The sequence below is a fragment of the Parendozoicomonas sp. 2304DJ65-17 genome (assembly GCF_058148445.1).
The window spans coordinates 1-17,502 of record NZ_JBYVJV010000007.1 but is presented as its reverse complement, the minus strand read 5'-3'; the positions used below and the strand labels follow the sequence as shown (position 1 = coordinate 17,502).

The following is a 17,502-nucleotide window of genomic DNA, read 5'->3' as shown; positions in this document are numbered from 1 at the left end:
ATGGGACTCGCAAAACGCATCATTCCCTGTCTCGACGTTGATAATGGCCGTGTTGTTAAAGGCGTTCAGTTTGTTGATATTCGCGATGCAGGTGACCCGGTAGAAGTTGCCCGCCGTTACGATGAGCAAGGCGCGGATGAAATCACCTTTCTGGATATAACTGCCAGCAGTGATGATCGTGAAACAACTGTTCATACGGTTGAAGCCATTGCCAGTGAGGTATTTATTCCCCTGACTGTTGGTGGCGGTATTCGTACAGTGGAAGATATTCGTACCATGCTGAATGCGGGAGCGGATAAAGTCAGCATCAATACCGCAGCCGTATTTAATCCTGAGTTTGTGCGGGAAGCAGCTGAGAAGTTTGGTTCCCAGTGCATTGTGGTTGCTATTGACGCCAAGAAAGTCAGTAAGCCTGGCGAGAAAGATCGTTGGGAAATCTTTACCCATGGTGGACGTAAACCAACAGGCTTGGATGCGGTTGAGTGGGCCAGAAAGATGGAAGAGCTGGGTGCTGGTGAGATTCTGCTGACCAGTATGGATCAGGATGGCGTAAAGAACGGTTATGACCTTGGTGTAACCCGGGCTATTTCTGAAGCTGTGATTATCCCGGTGATTGCTTCAGGCGGAGCTGGCAATCTCGATCATCTGGTAGATGGAGTTGTGAAAGGGAAGGCTGATGCTGTTTTAGCAGCTTCTATTTTCCACTTTGGGCAACATTCTATTCCGGAAGCCAAGGAGTATATGGCTGAGCGGGGAGTTGAGATGAGGCTTTGAGCCTCATCTTTTGTTTTAGAGATTAGTTAGCAAAAATATAAGCTGAACCTGAGATATTGAAAGTGCCACTGATGTTTGTCTTCATCAGGTACTGGTTGCTTGGGTTACCAAGGAATATGGTTTCTGTCATGGTCGTTGTGCCACCGCTGAGGGAAACATTAAGTTGTTCATCCCCATCTCTGTCATCAATAAAGATACCGCTATAAATATCATTATCGTCTGCACAATATGTGCTGTTGCCCCGGCACTGAGAGTTCCTCAATGTGTAGTCATCATTTAAAACTATGAGAACCGCATCATCTGCGGCTTCGTTTCTTTGAGTGTCTGGGGCGTCATAGGTGATTTGTACGGATCTGGTTGTGCTGCTATTTCCGAATACGCGCAGCACAACATATTCGTTCCGGGCATCAGTCAACTTCCCATCGTCAAAGTCGCTCTCGTTACAGTCGTTCCTGAGAGTAGTTTTACAGCCTGTGGTCGATTGTTGCCACTCCCATTGAGTTGATGTCAGTGGTGTTGATGTGTAATCAATGTAATCTACTTTTCTCCCGAGAGAATCCAGCCTGAAGCGACCAACGATGGCGTAATTCGAGCCATCTCCGTTAATTGATATAGTGAACTGGTCTCCACTGCCTGTGCGAGAGTTGCTGGTATTTTTATCAGACCATGTATTGGGATTAATGAGGTAGTCCCGGTAAAAGAAGTCCATGGAGTTTTCGATTTGCCTGAGATTTCCAAGCGGGGTAATGGTGTCCGGTGTGGCAGAGACCACCATAGTGTTGGATAAATTGATCTGGGGAATATTTAATCCCAGAGCTATGGCGTCACGGCCATCGTTTGCGAATACACCGGTACCGGGAATCTGATCCACAACATCCAGGGTTGCGGTTATATCCGGGATATTGGTCACACCGTCAACATAAGCCAGCGCGTGTTGCATATCTTTATCCTGAAAGGCAATGGATGAATATGTGCCGTTCATAGATGTTTCGATAGTCACACCAGCTTTTCCGCTAATAGTACTGAGCTCATCTTCCTGCAGGCTTTGTAATTCAGATAAGGCCACTTGGGGCAATAGAGTCAGTAGCGCAATGATTTTATTTAATCTATTCATAGCTAGCCCTACTGAATAATATCCCGAGGTGTAAACCGCATGTACTGGATATCCAGTCCCTTAACTTCTACGAGATTTTCACCATAACTCCATGAAACGTTTGGGCCTGTAGCTGGTGTTAAAGTGACATCCTGACTGGCGAGTGGATTAAGGGTTACACCGTTGCCAAAGGTAATACTTTTTATATCTATATCTGTCAGAGTTTCCCTATAGCCATCAGGGTCATTCTCGTAAGGAGCGTATTTAGCAGCAGCTGTTTCTGGAGTTAGAGGAGCAATCTGGTACTCCACTCTTGGGACTATAGCTGTTTGTTGGGCCGCGCCCTCGGCAGGAATGTAAGTTACCTGAGCAATCTCAAACTCCTGGTTTTCAACAGATTCGATAGCTGAATTATATTTATCAACAAGGGTGTCTCTGAGGTCTGTTCCGTCAGGGATATCTATACCCTTTGCGATGTCATATTTTCGTGTTGCTTCTTCGGTTGTTGAGACAGTGAATGGCTGGTATGCATTGCCGTAAACAAGATTAGATATCTTTAATCCGCTGATGCTGGCATTGGCTGGTTGATCAGCTGTGCCTGCAATTTGTAAGGTTTCTATAGACAGGCTTGCTTGTAAAGCCATGGCAAGTCCATACTCATCATCCCCCCATATTGTTGCCTTTGTATCAGACCAGACGGCATTAAGCATATCCAGTTCGGCAAGGAAGGTCTGGCTGGGAACACCGAGTTCGAAGAAGCCTTTGATTGTTTGGTGATCGAGGCGCATATGGACATCAAGAGCATCAATAGTATTAGGAAATGCGATGACCATTTCATCACGTCTACCGGTAGCTCTTTCCACTTCTGTAACATCAATACTGATTGGGTCAGAAGTACTGCCAATGTTTACCGTATCTTGATAATTAGTTCCGGCTTTTTTGATATTTAATTCACTGATGCTCATGGATGAGTAGTCGCTGAACCTGATATCAATCTGCCCACTGCCCGTGGCTTTCTGGCCGCCATCCAAGGCTATGTCTCTAAGAACAATGCCAACACCTGCGCCAGAAACATCTTCCAGTTCATCTATATTAAGTGGCTGTAATTCAGCGTTTACAGTTACGACACTGAGAGCACTAAGCAGGAAAGTTAGAATTCTCATAAAGCCTCTCCTTAGTATTCTCGAAAGTACTGTTTGAACAGCTCGGTAATTGGATTTCCATCAAAGCTGTTATTTGGATGCTGATAAAGTTCGGTGAATGCTTTTGCTCCTGTACCACTGTTCAGATCAAAAGCCATATTAATACCGAAGCCTGGGGCCATGGTTGTTGTTCCCGTGCCTGGGCTCACTTCCGGGTAAGTAATCTGGCGGCCACCGATACCAATAAAGTAATCAGCAGCATTGTCTATCATGATCAACTCGTTTGGACGCAACTGCGCGATTGTTTGGCCATTCAAAGTGTCAACAAAGATATTTTCCAGAAGTCCGTCACCATTAGGGTCTGGGTTTGCTCCCCCTAATCCTTTCTCAAGTGCGCCAACCAGTACGGCATTGCCGTCTACATAGCCCGGAGTTCGAATGCCGGAGAAGTTCAACAGTGCTGTGCCGGCAACACCGAAGGTTTGGCCGATACCTTCAACAGGCTTAACGGATACGAGGGGTTTTATATTTCCGCTGATTATATCGATGGTATTACCCATAACACCGACGGTATTCTTCTGCCCTATTCGTAAACCAACAAGTTCTTTCTTGCCGTTTATTGTTTGCCATGCCAGTTCAATAAATGGATCTTCTGCGATCATTGGAACCAGATATTGTGTTCCATCTGGAGCAGTGAGAACCTGTCCCATTGAGAGGTTTCTCAACTGAACGTCGACATCTTCAGTGTAATGAGTTCCTCCGGCCAAATCTCTGAAGTCTGTGCCTGAACCACCATCAGGGTAGGCTTCACCTGTTACATAGTCAGCTACATTACCGCCACAGCCCCCACCGCGGTTATCAGTACAATCCCAGCCAAGTGCTTCTCTGTCATAACGGCCAAGGGTGACACGTTCAATATTGGCATTCATTTCCAGAACTCCACCGATAGTTAAGCGGGTGAAGTCCAGGGTTGAGCCATCACTTTGGGCGATGTTATTAAATTCATTAAGAGCAAAAGCTGCCTGACCAGAGGTATCAGACAATTCATCATCGGATAGAGATTCCAGTGCGCCGCTGGAAAATGAGATAGACGTTGTTGCTAGAAAAGCAACAATAGAAAATATTCTTGTAAAGCTCATGGCGTACCTGCCAGATTATTATTTTTATTCTTTTTGGTACTACAGTGCTCCTTCTTTTAAGATGTCATTGGTACGATGGTGCGTCAATGGTCATTTTATGCACCATCGTTTTATATTTCTTTAGTGATTTTCAGGAAACGCTCAAACGAATTTGCTCGGCCTGCCGCTCAATAAGCAAATTAAATTGCTCTGGTAAAGCCCCAACTTCGGCGATGTCTTCGCCAAACTCGGTATCCAAAAGAGCGGCTTTTAAGCTGCTTTCTGTTTTGTCTGTGTCCTGCCCGCCCAGTAACAGCTTTCCGTGGCCGAGGCTGGCAAGCATAAGAGCCAGACTGGTTGCAGAATCTGCGAGCGATGGATGTTCAGTTCCGGGAGTTGTTGGAGTTAAAGTGCTGATACCTAGTTCTAAAGTGAGAGCTGCCGGGTCACCTTCCTGCTGAACTGTAATCAGCTTTTGCACGAGGCGAGCGCAACATATTGCCTCCTGTATTCCAGTCTCCGTGCCGTTTTCTCTGGAGAAACTGATATAGGCATTACCTTCAGCAGAGTATTCAAGCTTTCCGTTGTAGAGCTGGGCTGCATCATTAATTAATGGCAAACGCTCCTCAATCAGTTTCAGCAACGTCGGTTGATTCAGGCTGTTATGCAGGCGTGCCATATTGCTGAAGCGAATCGCCAGGATAATAGGGTTCTCAAAGGTTGGGTGGGAAGATTTATCGTTTAACGATTCAGGCTGAAGAACTTGGCGTTTCTGCTCTGGCTGGTACCCCGTGGTAATCAGGTATTCCAGCTGTGAAGACAGTTGCTGAACTTCATCCTGCACATCTTTACTGTATGCCTGTTCGCCGTGGCTTATGCCCTGTAGTTGTCTGACACTTCGGGAAAGCATTTCGCTTCTGGATCTTCCGTAGTTCCACGCAATAACTGTTCCTGTGATACCGAGCAACAGTGCCAACCCAACAAATAAGAACAGTGCTTTCTGGGCCGGACGCTCAAAGCGCTCCATATCAACTTCCAGACGCAGTTGGCCCGCAATAACATTCTGATAGTCGATAGAAGCCGTATACAAAGCATATTGTTTGTCTGGATTAAAGTCTGGAGACTCTGTGCTGGCAATGCGTTGGTTGTCGATGCTGAAAATCGTAGCTCGGGCAATATATTCTGATCGTGTCAGATGGCTGAGCATAACGTTCAGGCTTAGCCTGTCGCCTGTGACCAAAAGATCCCGTGCAGAATTTGCTGTTTGTTCGGCGAGTGCATTGCCAAGTTTGTCAGCCTGCTGGTGAGTGATTTTAGTGATTTCACTGGTGGCCAGCATGCCGGCGAAAAGCAGACTTGCAACTAGTGTTCCTCCCAGCAGCAGAGGGATTTGTTTACCGATACTGATTTTAGAAAAACCTGGGAATCCACGGCTGAAAAAGCGTTTGATAAACACGGATTAACTCGAACACAATGATTTTTCTTATTGTGCCTTACGATAATAAAAATTACTTCGCCTCAACGGTTGTTTTTAGACCTTAATATTGAGTTCACTACCTGACGCTATTGCTCCAAGCCTATAGAATGGGGCTCGTTCTGCTCTGGAGGGGGTATTGTGGGCCGTATAGTTCTTATAAATGTAACCGGTGAAGATAAACCCGGCCTCACATCGGATATAACCGGTATTATGGCCGGTTACGGTGTAGAGATTCTCGATGTCGGTCAGGCGGTTATCCATGATTCTTTGACTTGGGGAATCCTGATTCAGGTTGTTAAAGAATCGGATGTGGCTCCGTTGCTGAAAGATCTGCTCTTTGATCTGCACGAGAAAGGCCTACAGGTTACTTATCGTACTGTTCAGCCTGAAGAGTATCAGGAATGGACCACAAGACAGGGTAAGGACTGCTACAAGGTCACTCTTCTTTCGCGCGCTATAAGCGCTGAAAAGGTATCCAGAGTGTCCTCTTTAACGGCGGCTCATGGATTGAATATTGAATATATAACCCGCCTTTCTGGTCGCTCTTCTCTTGATAAAGAAAGCCTGGCATCGCAACGAGCTTGTATAGAATTTTCTGTGCGTGGCACGCCAAATGATCCGGCAGCGCTTAAAGCTGAGTTGTTGAACCTGTCGTCTGAGCTGGATGTTGATGTGGCTTTGCAGGCAGACACTATCTATCGTCGTAGCCGTCGATTGGTTGTGTTTGATATGGACTCAACGCTTATCGAAGCGGAAGTTATTGACGAACTTGCAGTGGAAGCTGGTGTTGGTGATGAAGTTGCAGCCATCACAGAGCAGGCCATGCAGGGGGAAATTGATTTTCAGGAAAGCTTCCGTCGTCGTTTAGGGTTGCTGAAAGGCCTTGATGAATCTGCTCTTGAAAAAGTAGCTGCCCGTTTGTGTTTAACTGAAGGTGCGGAGCGGTTGATAAAAAGCCTGCGAGCCCTTGGTTATAAAACAGCAATTGTTTCCGGTGGTTTTACCTGGTTTGCAAATAACCTTAAGCAGAAGCTGGGTATGGATTATATCTATGCTAACGAGCTGGAAATTGTTGACGGAAAAGTCACTGGTATCGTGAAAGGCGATATTGTTGATGCCAGAAAGAAAGCCGTGCTTCTGAAAGAAATCGCAGCTCAGGAAGGTATACGTCTTGAGCAGGTTATTGCTGTTGGTGACGGTGCCAATGATTTGGAAATGCTTGCTGTGGCTGGTTTAGGGATAGCATTTAGAGCTAAGCCTCTGGTGCGGCAATCTGCACGACAATCTATTTCTACTTTAGGTCTTGATAGTATTCTCTATTTGCTGGGATGGCATGACCGGGATTTAACCGGTTTGCAGGAATAGTTTGGAATAAAAAAGCCGACTATAAAGTCGGCTTTTTTATTTAAAGGAACTTTTAAGAAAGACAGTTACTGGAAGTCGTATTCCATAGCATCCATAGGAGATTGCAGGTAGTAGCCTTGCACGTAATTTACATCACATTGCCACAGGGTTGAGAGCAGCTTATTACTCTCGATTCTGGGAACCATAACCAGTTTATCTTGCCGACGCAGGGTCGTGACGATTCCTTGAAGGTGTTGAAGCGCTTCATCACCGCCTTCTTCGAGATTCGCTACTAACGACCCATCAAGCTTAATAAACTTGACCGGAATCTTTTCCAATAAGGCAAAAGGTTCAACAGCACAACCAAAGTGGGTGAGGCAGACCTCGCAATGCAGTTGCTGAAGGTTTTTACACACCACTGCAGCTGACTCTGCATGGATGGCAACATCTTCTTCGGCCATCTGGAAAACAAGTGCATTACCAGGCAACTTAGCTGCTCTCAGGGCAACATTGATCCAGGATGGAAGAGTCTGGTCTTGAATAGACTCAGGGCCAAGATTCAGGAACAAGCGAGTGTCGTTTCCTTTCTCACGATGTTCGGCCAGAGTTTTCACCGCATGCAGTATTGCCCAGCGGTCGATTCGTGTTGTTAGCCCTGCACGCTTGCTGGCAGCTATAAAATCTGCCGCAGGAACGGTTTCACCCTGTTCGTCTTCCAGACGCGAAAAAACTTCGTATTGCTGTTCTTCTTCATGCTCAAGATTGAGAACGGGCTGGTAACTGAGTTTAAAGCGATCTTGTTCAAGGGCCTGAGTCACCAGTGCGACAATATCTCCCTCTTTCGCCATAGCTTTGAGTTCAGCTTGATGGTCATGGAATACCACCTTGTTTCCGCCGTCTTCTCGAGCCTGAAGACAGGCGCTCTCGGCGCGGCTGATCACATAATGACTGTTATCAGCTGATTCAGTCAGAGGCATAATGCCGATAGATGCAGTTGTTTGAATCTTGGCATTTTCAACATTAACCTCGAGGTTGCTGACTTCCTCAAGAATGGTTTCGCCAAGACCCTGAAGGCGTGATTGAATATCGTGGTTGATCAGTGCGAAAAATATATCATCACTGTATCGAGCAAGAATTCCGTGCTCCTGAATAACTGGCTTCAGATGCTCGGCAATCTGGGCCAGATAAGCATCGGTTCGTGCTACCCCAAGCTCTTTTTTCAGATCCCGGAACTTATCCAGCCTGATATCAATCAAGGCAAAGCTCTTGTCTTCCGACTCTTTTTGAGCAATAGCTCTATCAAGCTGGTCGGTAAAATAGGAACGATTGAAAAGTCCTGTCAGCATATCGGTTGATTTCATCGCTTCCAGCTTTAGTTCCAATTCTGGATCAACAGCTGCTTTACGAATAATAACCTGGGTGCACTTTTCACCATCCCATTTTGCCGGGCTCAGAGTCATCACGCCCTGGAAGTGACTGTCGTCATCTTTCATGCCCTTAAATTCCATTGGGGGCTGATTGGTATCCCCTTGCTGGAATCTGCGAATCAACTGCTTTAAGTTGCCTTGATCATCCTTGTGAATCATGTCGATTAAAGGCATACCGGCCAGATCGTCAGGGTCGATATAGCCAAACAGTTCAACGTAAGCCGGGTTTGCATGAATATGCATGCCTTCGTGAACGTAAGCTATAGCATCAACGGAGCTGTCCAATAGGAGTTGGCAACGTTTCTCTGCTTCTTTCAGAGCGATTTCATTCTGGCGTCTTTGTCTTCGGTGATACAGGTTTGTCCATTCGCGCATACATACCAGTTTCAGCCAATCCATGTGGCTGAAAGGAATGGCGTCTGAACCACCGGCCTGAAGCCACTCAGTCACCCGTTCGCTGTTTTGTTCTTCATTCAATAAAAGGATGCAGGGAAGGTCCTTCCCCTTAGTCACAACTTCTGAGAGTGCGTCGTCTGAAGAAATGGAAACTGCACTCTCGAACGCTAACAGTAAATCCCAGGAATGAGCGCTCAGGGATTCATTCAGATCTTCTAATGACGTTATACGGTGAACACGGGTGGCAAGCCCGGCATTTCGGAAGTGACTGACGAGGCTTTCAGCATGATTGCTGGCATCTTCAAGAAAAAGAAGACGCAAAGGCCCCTGGTTTTCGGATCGAATGTGTTCTGCCATAACAGGACTGCGAATGCTCTTATTGTGTATCCCAACGGAGCAATACTACCCCAACGCTTATGAAATAGCAGTGGTAATACCGTAATGTCAGGGACTGTCAGAAAAGCGATATTGTTTCTGGTAGTCCTCGTTGATCACTTAAAGTTCTTTCCAGAGATTATTGAACTCATCGTTAGTGTCTATACCTTCTGTCGCCGGTACAGAGTCACCGGTGGCAAGAGTATTACTTGCAGGATTGAACAGGAACTGGCTGAAGCTTCCGGTAGAAAGAGTACATTCAGTAAGGGTGGCCTGAATGAATTCTTCTCCGTTATAAAAACGAACCTTGCTGCCTACATGGAACGGAACTCTTGGTGTAATCAATGCTGCCGGCTCATTGAGTTCTTTAAATTCGGGCAGGTAAAAACAGCGCATGAAATCACTGGCGCCCCGCTTTTTATTAAGCAGAGAGATTGCTGTTGGGTGCACATTCGGTGAAAGCAATTGAATCCCGAAAACAACACGACTCTGGCCTTCCAGTCTTACCCAGCGAATAATCGCCAAAATCCATTGCATGCCTCCGGGAGAACGAAGGGATATAAGTTCACCGGCCTGAATTTGCTGTGGAACTGTTCCTTCTATACATGCGCAGTATCCACCAGGGCTGGTGTCAATGAGTGTGGCCTGAAATATGGGGTAGTCAGGTGTTGCAACCTTTTCCTTCTCGTCGAAAACGACCATGTCTCCACTCATCTGCGTCACATGGCTGCCAGAAGGGCCGGCACCAGATACATGATCCCACACATCGTTATCAGTGGAGTGAAATGTTGTTGTGGCATCTGTAAGAGCCTTCTCGCCAAAGTCCTCTTCCAACACTGTTTGAAATTGTGTCTCGTTGCTGAGGAAAAAGTGAGTTCCACTTAAGCCAGCAGCAAATGATATTTTTCCTGTTGCTTGCTTTCGAAGGTGGTGGCGGGAAGTCTTCGGCCCCCAGGCCGATGCCAGATGGCTCAGCAGTGTTTCTGGAACCTGAAGCGATGGGTCTGATGTATCCATCAGGCTTTCTGACAGCTGTCTTGTTTCCAGTCCTCGGAATGCTTCCGGGTTATTGATTTCAATATCAACACTGTAGAGCGGTGCTTTATCGGATTCGATGTTAATAGCAAAAGGCGTTGAGTTTGAAACCGTGTCGCTTAAAGATGCTGTTCCGGACCACTTCTCAAGAACCCTGAATAACTGATCCAGCTCCATTTGCCGAAGCATATTAGGTCGTGCCCGACTGAGAAGAAGTGCTCTTTTATAACTGTCTTCAATAGAAATCTGCTGAATGATCTGATTTTCATGATCTTCAACAGTAGCCTGCGCGACTTTGTACTCTTCCGAAAGGTGATAAAGGTTATGTAACTCTTTCCAGATTAGCCGGGGCGTATCACAGTACAGCTGGTAACAACGTAGCAAGGAATGACTGCTCTCACTGATAGCACGGTGCAAAGCAATAACCAGATTTTTTTTACTCGGTTCACCTTGTGTGTCGGTTGCCAGTTGTTGAACAACAATAATCTTGTATCCAATAAGCAAATGGCTTTGGAGAGCTTGAGCCAGATTGGCAACCTTACGTTCTTTTGATGTAAGAGTGATGGATTTTTTAAGATAATGTCGAGCCAGTGTACGGCAAGTGTAGTGAATGCTGGGGCGAAGCAGCTCAAGGAAGGAAAGGCGTTTATTAACCGGGAGCCTGACCTGATTCATTTCCTGTAAAGCAAAGTAAAGCTGACGCGCCATTTCTCCAAGGTTGGCTTTAGGAAGGCTTCTGATCCACTGGCGAATGGAATCATTATCTGGTTTGGCGAAGGTCAGTTGTTCTTTACTGCAATCGGGAACAGACAGGCGAGTCCTTTGGTTAAGGCTTTCCATACGTCCGGTTTCTCCATTTATTTTTGCTATGGGTGTGAATCCGTTCACGCCCACGAATAAATTAATTCCTTCATTCTAAAGAAAAAAGGAATTAATTGTCACGCCGCTCAATTTTTATGAATTTGAGATGCTGATTAATCTTGTAGCTTTCTCTGTTTGCGGCTCTTTATTCTGGTATAGAGGGGCAATAATCGTTTTTGATTGTGTGTCTGCATTTTCCCGAGCCAGCTTTGGCACTAAATAGCCGGAACAGATATTACTCATCTCACCAATAAGCTCTCTTGCTTTTTCTTCATCAACTTCAAAATGTGCAGCTCCATGCACACGATCAAGAAGATGTAGGTAATAAGGCATAACACCACAGTTGAATAGCTTCTCACTTAATGAAGCCAGAACTTCTGGTGAATCATTGACACCCTTTAGAAGCGTACTCTGATTTAACAGTTGAACGCCTTTACTCCTCATCTTGTTCATTGCCTCAACAACGTCTCCGTCAATTTCATCGGGGTGATTGCTGTGAACAACAACAACGGGTTTCAAACGAGAGCCTGTAAGCCAGCTGAGCATTTCATCTGTTACCCGCTGGGGAATAACGATGGGCATACGGGTATGAATGCGCAGTCGCTTGAGATGTGGAATCTTGGACAGCTCTTCCACAATCCACGCCAGTCGGAGGTCATTCTGGGAGAGAGGGTCGCCACCACTAAGAATGATTTCAGAGAGAGACGTATCGCTTTTTATATAGTCGAATGCAGACTGCCACTCTTCTTTATTCAGCTTGTTGTCTTCATAAGGAAAGTGGCGGCGAAAGCAAAATCTGCAGTTGATACCGCATAGTTGTCCGGGCATTAACAGTAAGCGCCCATGGTATTTGTGGAGAATACCTCGGTGACTGTTTTTAGGTTGTTCACCCAACGGGTCTGTAGAGAAGCCATTGACCTTATTCAGCTCCGCATCGAGAGGCAGAACCTGACGAAGAAGAGGATCGTCAGGGTTGCCATGTTCCATTCGTGCTATATATGTGTGCGGCACCCGTACCTGAAATTGCTGGTGGCCGGAAATGGCTCCAGGCAGAAGATCAGGGCTGAGTTCCACAATTTTCAGGAGTTCCTCAGGGGTTGTAACTGATTGACTGAGGATTTTCTGCCATGTCTGTGTGTTTTTCTGCCGAATGTTGGTGCTATTAGTCTGCACAGGCTGGGCTGAAAGGTTTATCATACGGCGTTTCTACACATTCCTGGTATATACGAATGGCTAGCTACTCAACGAATGAGTTTCGCTCTGGATTAAAGGTGATGCTGGAAGGCGATCCCTGCTCCATTCTGGAAAACGAATTTGTTAAACCTGGCAAAGGTCAGGCTTTTAATCGTGTTCGTCTGCGGAACCTGAACACCAACCGTGTCTGGGAACGCACCTTTAAATCCGGTGAATCCCTGGAAGCTGCTGATGTCATGGATTATGACATGGAGTACCTGTACACGGATGGTGAATTCTACCATTTCATGATGACAGACGGCTCCTTTGAGCAGCACGGTGCCAGCGTTGCAGCGGTTGGCGATACAGTCAACTGGCTCAAAGAGCAGGAAGTATACACTGTAACTCTTTACAACGGTGCTCCCCTGTCTGTAACTGCTCCTAACTTCGTGTTCCTAGAAGTTGCCCAGACTGACCCAGGCCTGAAAGGTGACACAGCAACAGGTGCTACCAAGCCTGCAACTCTGAGCACTGGCGCCGTTGTTAAAGTGCCTCTGTTTATTACTGAGGGTGAGGTTCTGAAGATCGACACCCGTACCGGCGAATACGTTGGTCGCCAGAAGTAATAGCAAATGCTTTATTAACAAAGCCCGGTTTTCCGGGCTTTGTGCTTTCTGAAAGAGTTGGATATGAACAAAAGCCAATGGCAGCCCACTGCATCCCATGAAAATATCCGCCAGCGGGGCGAAATCCTCCGAGGCATCAGGGAGTATTTTTATCAGCAGAATGTGGTGGAAGTGGAAACGCCCATGCTTTCCCGCCATGCCACCGTTGATCCTCATATAGATAGCTTTCAGGCCACATTCTGCCCTCTCGGTACAGATATCCGTGAAACCCTGTTTCTGCACACTTCTCCCGAATTTCCCATGAAGCGACTGTTGGCTGCTGGCAGTGGTGATATTTATTTTATGGGGCGGGTTTTTCGTAACGGTGAAGCTGGAGGTCGTCATAATCCGGAATTCACCATGTTGGAATGGTACCGGCTGGGTATAGATCATCATCGGCTGATGGACGATGTAACCAGAGTTATTGGCGCTGTGACTTCTTTTAGTGAGGCTGGTCGCTTTACTTACAAAGAACTGTTTGAAAAGGCGCTGGGAATTGATCCTCACACGGCTACAGACGAAGAGTTAATGGCTTTAACTCAGAAGAATGTTGATAAAGGTTTAAGCGGATTGTCCCGTAATGATTATCTAGACCTTCTTTTCAGCACCTGTATTGAGCCGGAACTGGGTTCGTTGAGTGAAGAAGGAATGGCTGGTGTGTACGTTTATGATTACCCGGCCAGTATGTCTGCGCTTTCTCGCATTTGCACCAATGAGCAGAATCAGAAAGTTGCTGCCCGTTTTGAACTGTTTGTAAACGGCGTTGAGCTGGCAAATGGTTACCACGAACTTGCGGATGGAAAAGAACAGCAAGAGCGTTTTGAAAATGATCATAGAGAGCGGGAACAGTTAGGCAAACCTGTTTACCCCTATGATCAGAATCTTGTCGATGCTCTAAAGCATGGTTTCCCGGATTGTGCTGGTGTAGCTATGGGAATTGATCGCCTGCATATGCTGATAGCCCGAACCAAATCTATTAAAGATGTTATTCCCTTCGATTTTTTTCATGCCTGAAGAGGTATCCGGCGACTCCTATCAGCGACACTGACGGGAGTTTTCGGTATGATGGCGCCGCTACTCAACCACAACTCCTTTTATTAGCTATTGAACCTAATAAGGATATAGATAATGCAACGCCTTACCTCTCTTGGCAGAGCTGTCTTTGCTCTGTTGTTCGTATTCTGTGTGTCTGTCGTACAGGCCAAAGAAGTATTTACCTTCACAGCTATTCCTGACCAGGATGAAACCCAGCTCCAGCAACGCTTTGGCAAGGTCGCTGCGTACTTGGAAAAAGAGCTGGGTATAGAAGTGAAATATATCCCGGTAAAAAGCTACGCTGCCGCTATTACCGCTTTCCGTAACAATCAGGTGCAACTGGCCTGGTTTGGTGGGCTCTCCGGTGTTCGTGCCCGCTTGCTGGTTCCCGGTTCTGAAGCTTTAGCTCAAGGGTATGAAGACCAGTTCTTTAAAACTTACCTGATCGCGAATCAGAAAACTGGTTTGCAGGTATCTGAGAAGTTTCCTGCAGGTATCGCCGGAAGTAGTTTTACCTTTGGCTCTAAAGGTTCAACGTCTGGGCGTTTGATGCCGGAGTTTTATATTCGTGAGAACTTACAGCAATCCCCAGACGATGCTTTTCGTCGGGTAGGTTTTTCTGGTGATCACAGCCGTACTATCAGCCTGGTTCAATCCGGCGCCTATGAAGTAGGAGCGGTGAATTACAAAGTCTGGGAACGTGAACTGGCGGAAGGAAAGGTTGATACCAGTAAAGTGCAGGTAATCTGGTCCACTCCTGAATATCCTGATTATCAGTGGAGTATCCGGGGCGATGTTGATAAAACCTTCGGCGACAACTTCAAACAACGTGTTCAGAAGGCTTTGCTGGGTATGAATTCTCCGGAGTTATTGGCTGCTTTCCCTCGCCAGGCTTTTGTTGAGGCAGAAAATGGTTTCTACCAGCCAATAGAAGACACGGCCCGTAAAATCGGATTGCTGGATTAACAGTCCTTGGCTACCGAGAATCAACCTCTCTTTAAGCTGACGAATAAAACGTTAGCTTATGGAGAGGCTTATATTTTAAATAGCCTGAATCTGACCATCCGCCGTGGAGAGAGGATTGCTCTGATTGGTCGGAGCGGATCAGGCAAATCAACTCTACTCAAACATTTACGCTCGTTATCGTCTGAGCAGGTTTCCTGGTGCCCGCAAAACCCTGCACTCGTGCCGATGCTCAGCACTTTTCACAATATATATGCCGGCTGTTTAGGCGAGCATTCATTAGCTTGTAACCTTCTGAATCTTGTACGCCCCCAATCTAAAGCTTTAAAGGCTGTGGAAGAGATAGCCCGATATTTAAGTATTGAAGAGTATTTAAAAACACCAGTAGAGCAGATGTCTGGGGGGCAACAACAGAGAGTGGGGCTTGGGCGGGCATTGATACAGAAAAAGCCTGTTTTTCTGGGAGATGAGCCGGTGTCTGCTGTCGATGAGTATCAGGCTGGTGAGCTGATAAGGCTGATTTCAAAAGAATATGAAACCAGTGTTATCGCCCTCCATGATGTTGGCTTAGCTCTCGAATACGCAACCCGGGTTATTGGTTTAAGCCAGGGGCGTATTTGGCTGGATGTAGATGTTGCTACAGCCAGTTCTGATCAAATAGCCGCTTTATATACTGAAGCCGATGAATAATACGGCACCCCACCTGCGTAACGTTTCGCTATTTATATTGCTGGTCGCTGTCGTCTGTATACCTTTTGCGGACTTTGAAATATCTGCCCCGGATTTCTGGGGAGAGCTGACATTAATTGGCAGTGCGGCCCTGAATCCTGAAGTCACAAGTTGGCCCGAGTTGCTGGTGGCTCTGGCGAATACTCTGAGCTTTGCTTTTCAGGGGGTAGCTTTAGGAGCAATAGCCGGTTTTTTGCTGGCCCTTGTTTATAGATTCTCTGCAGTGCGGGCTGTCTGCGCCTTTTTGAGGGCAATTCACGAACTGTTCTGGGCGCTTATCTTTATTCAGATTGCTGGACTTTCATCGCTGACTGGATTGCTGGCGCTGGCCATTCCGTATGCTGGTACGTTTGCAAAAGTCTTCGGGGAAATCTTTGAAGAAACGGATAAAGCTCCAGCGTCTGCTATCCAAAATTACGGGCTTTCTGGTTTTCTATATACAACCTTGCCGTTGGCTTGGAAGCGCATGGCCGATTACACCGCCTATCGTTTTGAGTGTGGTATTCGCTCCAGCGCAGTTTTGGGTTTTGTTGGTTTGCCGACACTCGGCTTCTATATGGAAACATTGTTCAAGCAGGGAGAATATTCTCAGGCAATGGCAATGCTTTATGCATTGTTCTTGGTGATTGGTTCAGCGCGGCTATGGCTGAAAAGGAAATTGCTGCCTTTCTATATTGTTGCCGCTTTTATATGGCTGCCACCAACAGCGGATATTTCATGGCAACTTGTTTTGCAATTTTTTACTTACGATATTGTGCCCGCGCCACTTCGCACAGGGTACGGAGATTTAATCGACTGGATTTGGATGTTGTTATCCAAGCAAGCTGTTCCGGGCGTCATTAATACTGTGCTTCTCACTCAGATATCTCTTGCTTCAACCTTATTGCTCTCACTTGTTCTGTTTCCAATCCGCTCGAAGCTCTTTGCTGGGAAAGGCCGAGTATTTGGTCATGGTCTTTTAGTAGTTCTGCGCACGACTCCGGAATACCTTCTGGCTTTTCTGGGCGTTATTGTTCTTGGGCCCTCTATGCTTCCGGGTGTTTTCGCCCTAGGAGTTCATAATGCTGGAATACTGGCCCATCTGACCGGGCGTTATGTTGATGAGTTCAGACTTCGTGAAGATGCCCCTAAGGGAATTTTGCTCTACTTCTATGAAGTGTTGCCTCGGGCTTACAAACAGTTTTTAGCGTTGTTGTTATATCGCTGGGAAGTGATTCAAAGAGAGAGTGCCATTCTGGGTATTCTTGGCATTACTACCCTTGGCTTTTATGTAGACTCTGCGTTTGAAGAGCTGCGAATGGACAGGGCATTTGTTTTGATTCTGATTACAGCGCTGTTGAATATTGGTACAGATGCATTGGCTCGACATCTTCGCAGCCGCAATGATTGACGTTTTGATTACGACTTCAAATTTGAAGTAAGTATAAAAACCTAATCAAAGTATCTTGCTAAAAGCGGCATCGGACGTATAATTCGCCGCCTCTCTGGTGACCGGAAACGGACGCAGAGAACGGAGTGTGAACTCAGGCAGCGACCGACGGTCGTCAGTGTTTCGAAAGTGATTTGAAATGCTGATTGACACAGCGTCACAACGCTGTAGAATGCGCTCCTCGTCGTCACCGGCCAAGGCCTTTGATGGCACCGTTGAGAGATTCCTAACTGATTGATTTCATTGAAATTAACAAAAACGAATCACTTGACACCGACAGCTTCCACGGTAAAATGGCGGCCTCGCTGGAACGGCTAATCACTAGCCACTCTTAAGAAGCCTTTAGCGGCTCTCCTAAAGAGTTCAGCAATCCTCATCACGAAATGCGATGGTGAGCGATCTTTAACAAAGAATTCAGGCAATTCGTGTGGGTGCTTGCCTGGTGAGATAAAGCTTTCTGATTAAC

The 17,502-nt window shown here is 46.5% G+C and carries 14 protein-coding genes; 7 read left to right on the top strand and 7 right to left on the bottom strand.

Annotation, left to right across the window (positions count from 1 at the left end):
- Nucleotides 1–774, top strand: a complete 774-nt coding sequence (hisF, locus tag ACY2RR_RS16875; RefSeq protein ID WP_490109344.1) for an imidazole glycerol phosphate synthase subunit HisF — start codon at nt 1–3, stop codon at nt 772–774.
- Nucleotides 775–796: 22 nt separating this feature from the next.
- Here hisF and ACY2RR_RS16870 read toward each other — a convergent pair whose 3' ends face one another.
- From ACY2RR_RS16870 to ACY2RR_RS16855, 4 genes are all read right to left on the bottom strand, one after another.
- On the bottom strand, nt 797–1,888 hold the full coding sequence (locus ACY2RR_RS16870) for a DUF6160 family protein (protein WP_490109343.1): 1,092 nt from the start codon (nt 1,886–1,888) through the stop codon (nt 797–799).
- An 8-nt stretch (nt 1,889–1,896) separates the two neighbouring features.
- Entirely contained in the window at nt 1,897–3,030 is a 1,134-nt protein-coding gene (locus tag ACY2RR_RS16865; protein WP_490109342.1) for a hypothetical protein, read from the bottom strand.
- A gap of 11 nt (nt 3,031–3,041) precedes the next feature.
- Nucleotides 3,042–4,148 (bottom strand): hypothetical protein, encoded by a 1,107-nt coding sequence (locus ACY2RR_RS16860; RefSeq protein ID WP_490109341.1) that lies wholly within the window; start codon nt 4,146–4,148, stop codon nt 3,042–3,044.
- Between the two features lie 130 nt (nt 4,149–4,278).
- Nucleotides 4,279–5,583, bottom strand: coding sequence for a hypothetical protein (locus ACY2RR_RS16855; protein WP_490109340.1), 1,305 nt, complete (start codon nt 5,581–5,583; stop codon nt 4,279–4,281).
- A gap of 159 nt (nt 5,584–5,742) precedes the next feature.
- Here ACY2RR_RS16855 and serB point away from each other — a divergent pair, with 159 nt between their 5' ends.
- Nucleotides 5,743–6,969: a phosphoserine phosphatase SerB gene (gene serB / locus ACY2RR_RS16850; RefSeq protein ID WP_490109339.1), complete on the top strand. Its 1,227-nt coding sequence runs from the start codon at nt 5,743–5,745 to the stop codon at nt 6,967–6,969.
- Between the two features lie 65 nt (nt 6,970–7,034).
- Here serB and ACY2RR_RS16845 read toward each other — a convergent pair whose 3' ends face one another.
- The 3 genes from ACY2RR_RS16845 to epmB form a co-directional block, all read right to left on the bottom strand.
- On the bottom strand, nt 7,035–9,128 hold the full coding sequence (locus tag ACY2RR_RS16845; protein WP_490109338.1) for an EAL domain-containing protein: 2,094 nt from the start codon (nt 9,126–9,128) through the stop codon (nt 7,035–7,037).
- 138 nt (nt 9,129–9,266) lie between these two features.
- Nucleotides 9,267–11,021 (bottom strand): cyclic-di-GMP receptor FimW-related protein, encoded by a 1,755-nt coding sequence (locus ACY2RR_RS16840; protein WP_490109337.1) that lies wholly within the window; start codon nt 11,019–11,021, stop codon nt 9,267–9,269.
- Between the two features lie 114 nt (nt 11,022–11,135).
- Entirely contained in the window at nt 11,136–12,239 is a 1,104-nt protein-coding gene (epmB, locus tag ACY2RR_RS16835) for an EF-P beta-lysylation protein EpmB (protein WP_490109336.1), read from the bottom strand.
- Between the two features lie 32 nt (nt 12,240–12,271).
- Here epmB and efp point away from each other — a divergent pair, with 32 nt between their 5' ends.
- The 5 genes from efp to ACY2RR_RS16810 all read left to right on the top strand — a co-directional run bounded on the left by efp (nt 12,272) and on the right by ACY2RR_RS16810 (nt 16,997).
- Nucleotides 12,272–12,841, top strand: a complete 570-nt coding sequence (gene efp / locus ACY2RR_RS16830) for an elongation factor P (protein ID WP_490109335.1) — start codon at nt 12,272–12,274, stop codon at nt 12,839–12,841.
- A gap of 63 nt (nt 12,842–12,904) precedes the next feature.
- Entirely contained in the window at nt 12,905–13,894 is a 990-nt protein-coding gene (gene epmA, locus ACY2RR_RS16825; RefSeq protein ID WP_490109334.1) for an EF-P lysine aminoacylase EpmA, read from the top strand.
- 114 nt (nt 13,895–14,008) lie between these two features.
- Entirely contained in the window at nt 14,009–14,881 is an 873-nt protein-coding gene (locus ACY2RR_RS16820) for a putative selenate ABC transporter substrate-binding protein (RefSeq protein ID WP_490109333.1), read from the top strand.
- A 6-nt stretch (nt 14,882–14,887) separates the two neighbouring features.
- Nucleotides 14,888–15,568: an ATP-binding cassette domain-containing protein gene (locus tag ACY2RR_RS16815; RefSeq protein WP_490109332.1), complete on the top strand. Its 681-nt coding sequence runs from the start codon at nt 14,888–14,890 to the stop codon at nt 15,566–15,568.
- A complete protein-coding gene (locus tag ACY2RR_RS16810) occupies nt 15,561–16,997 on the top strand; it encodes a PhnE/PtxC family ABC transporter permease (RefSeq protein WP_490109331.1) in 1,437 nt (478 codons plus the stop codon). Before ACY2RR_RS16815 ends, ACY2RR_RS16810 begins: the two co-directional genes overlap by 8 nt.
- Nucleotides 16,998–17,502 lie beyond the last annotated feature (505 nt).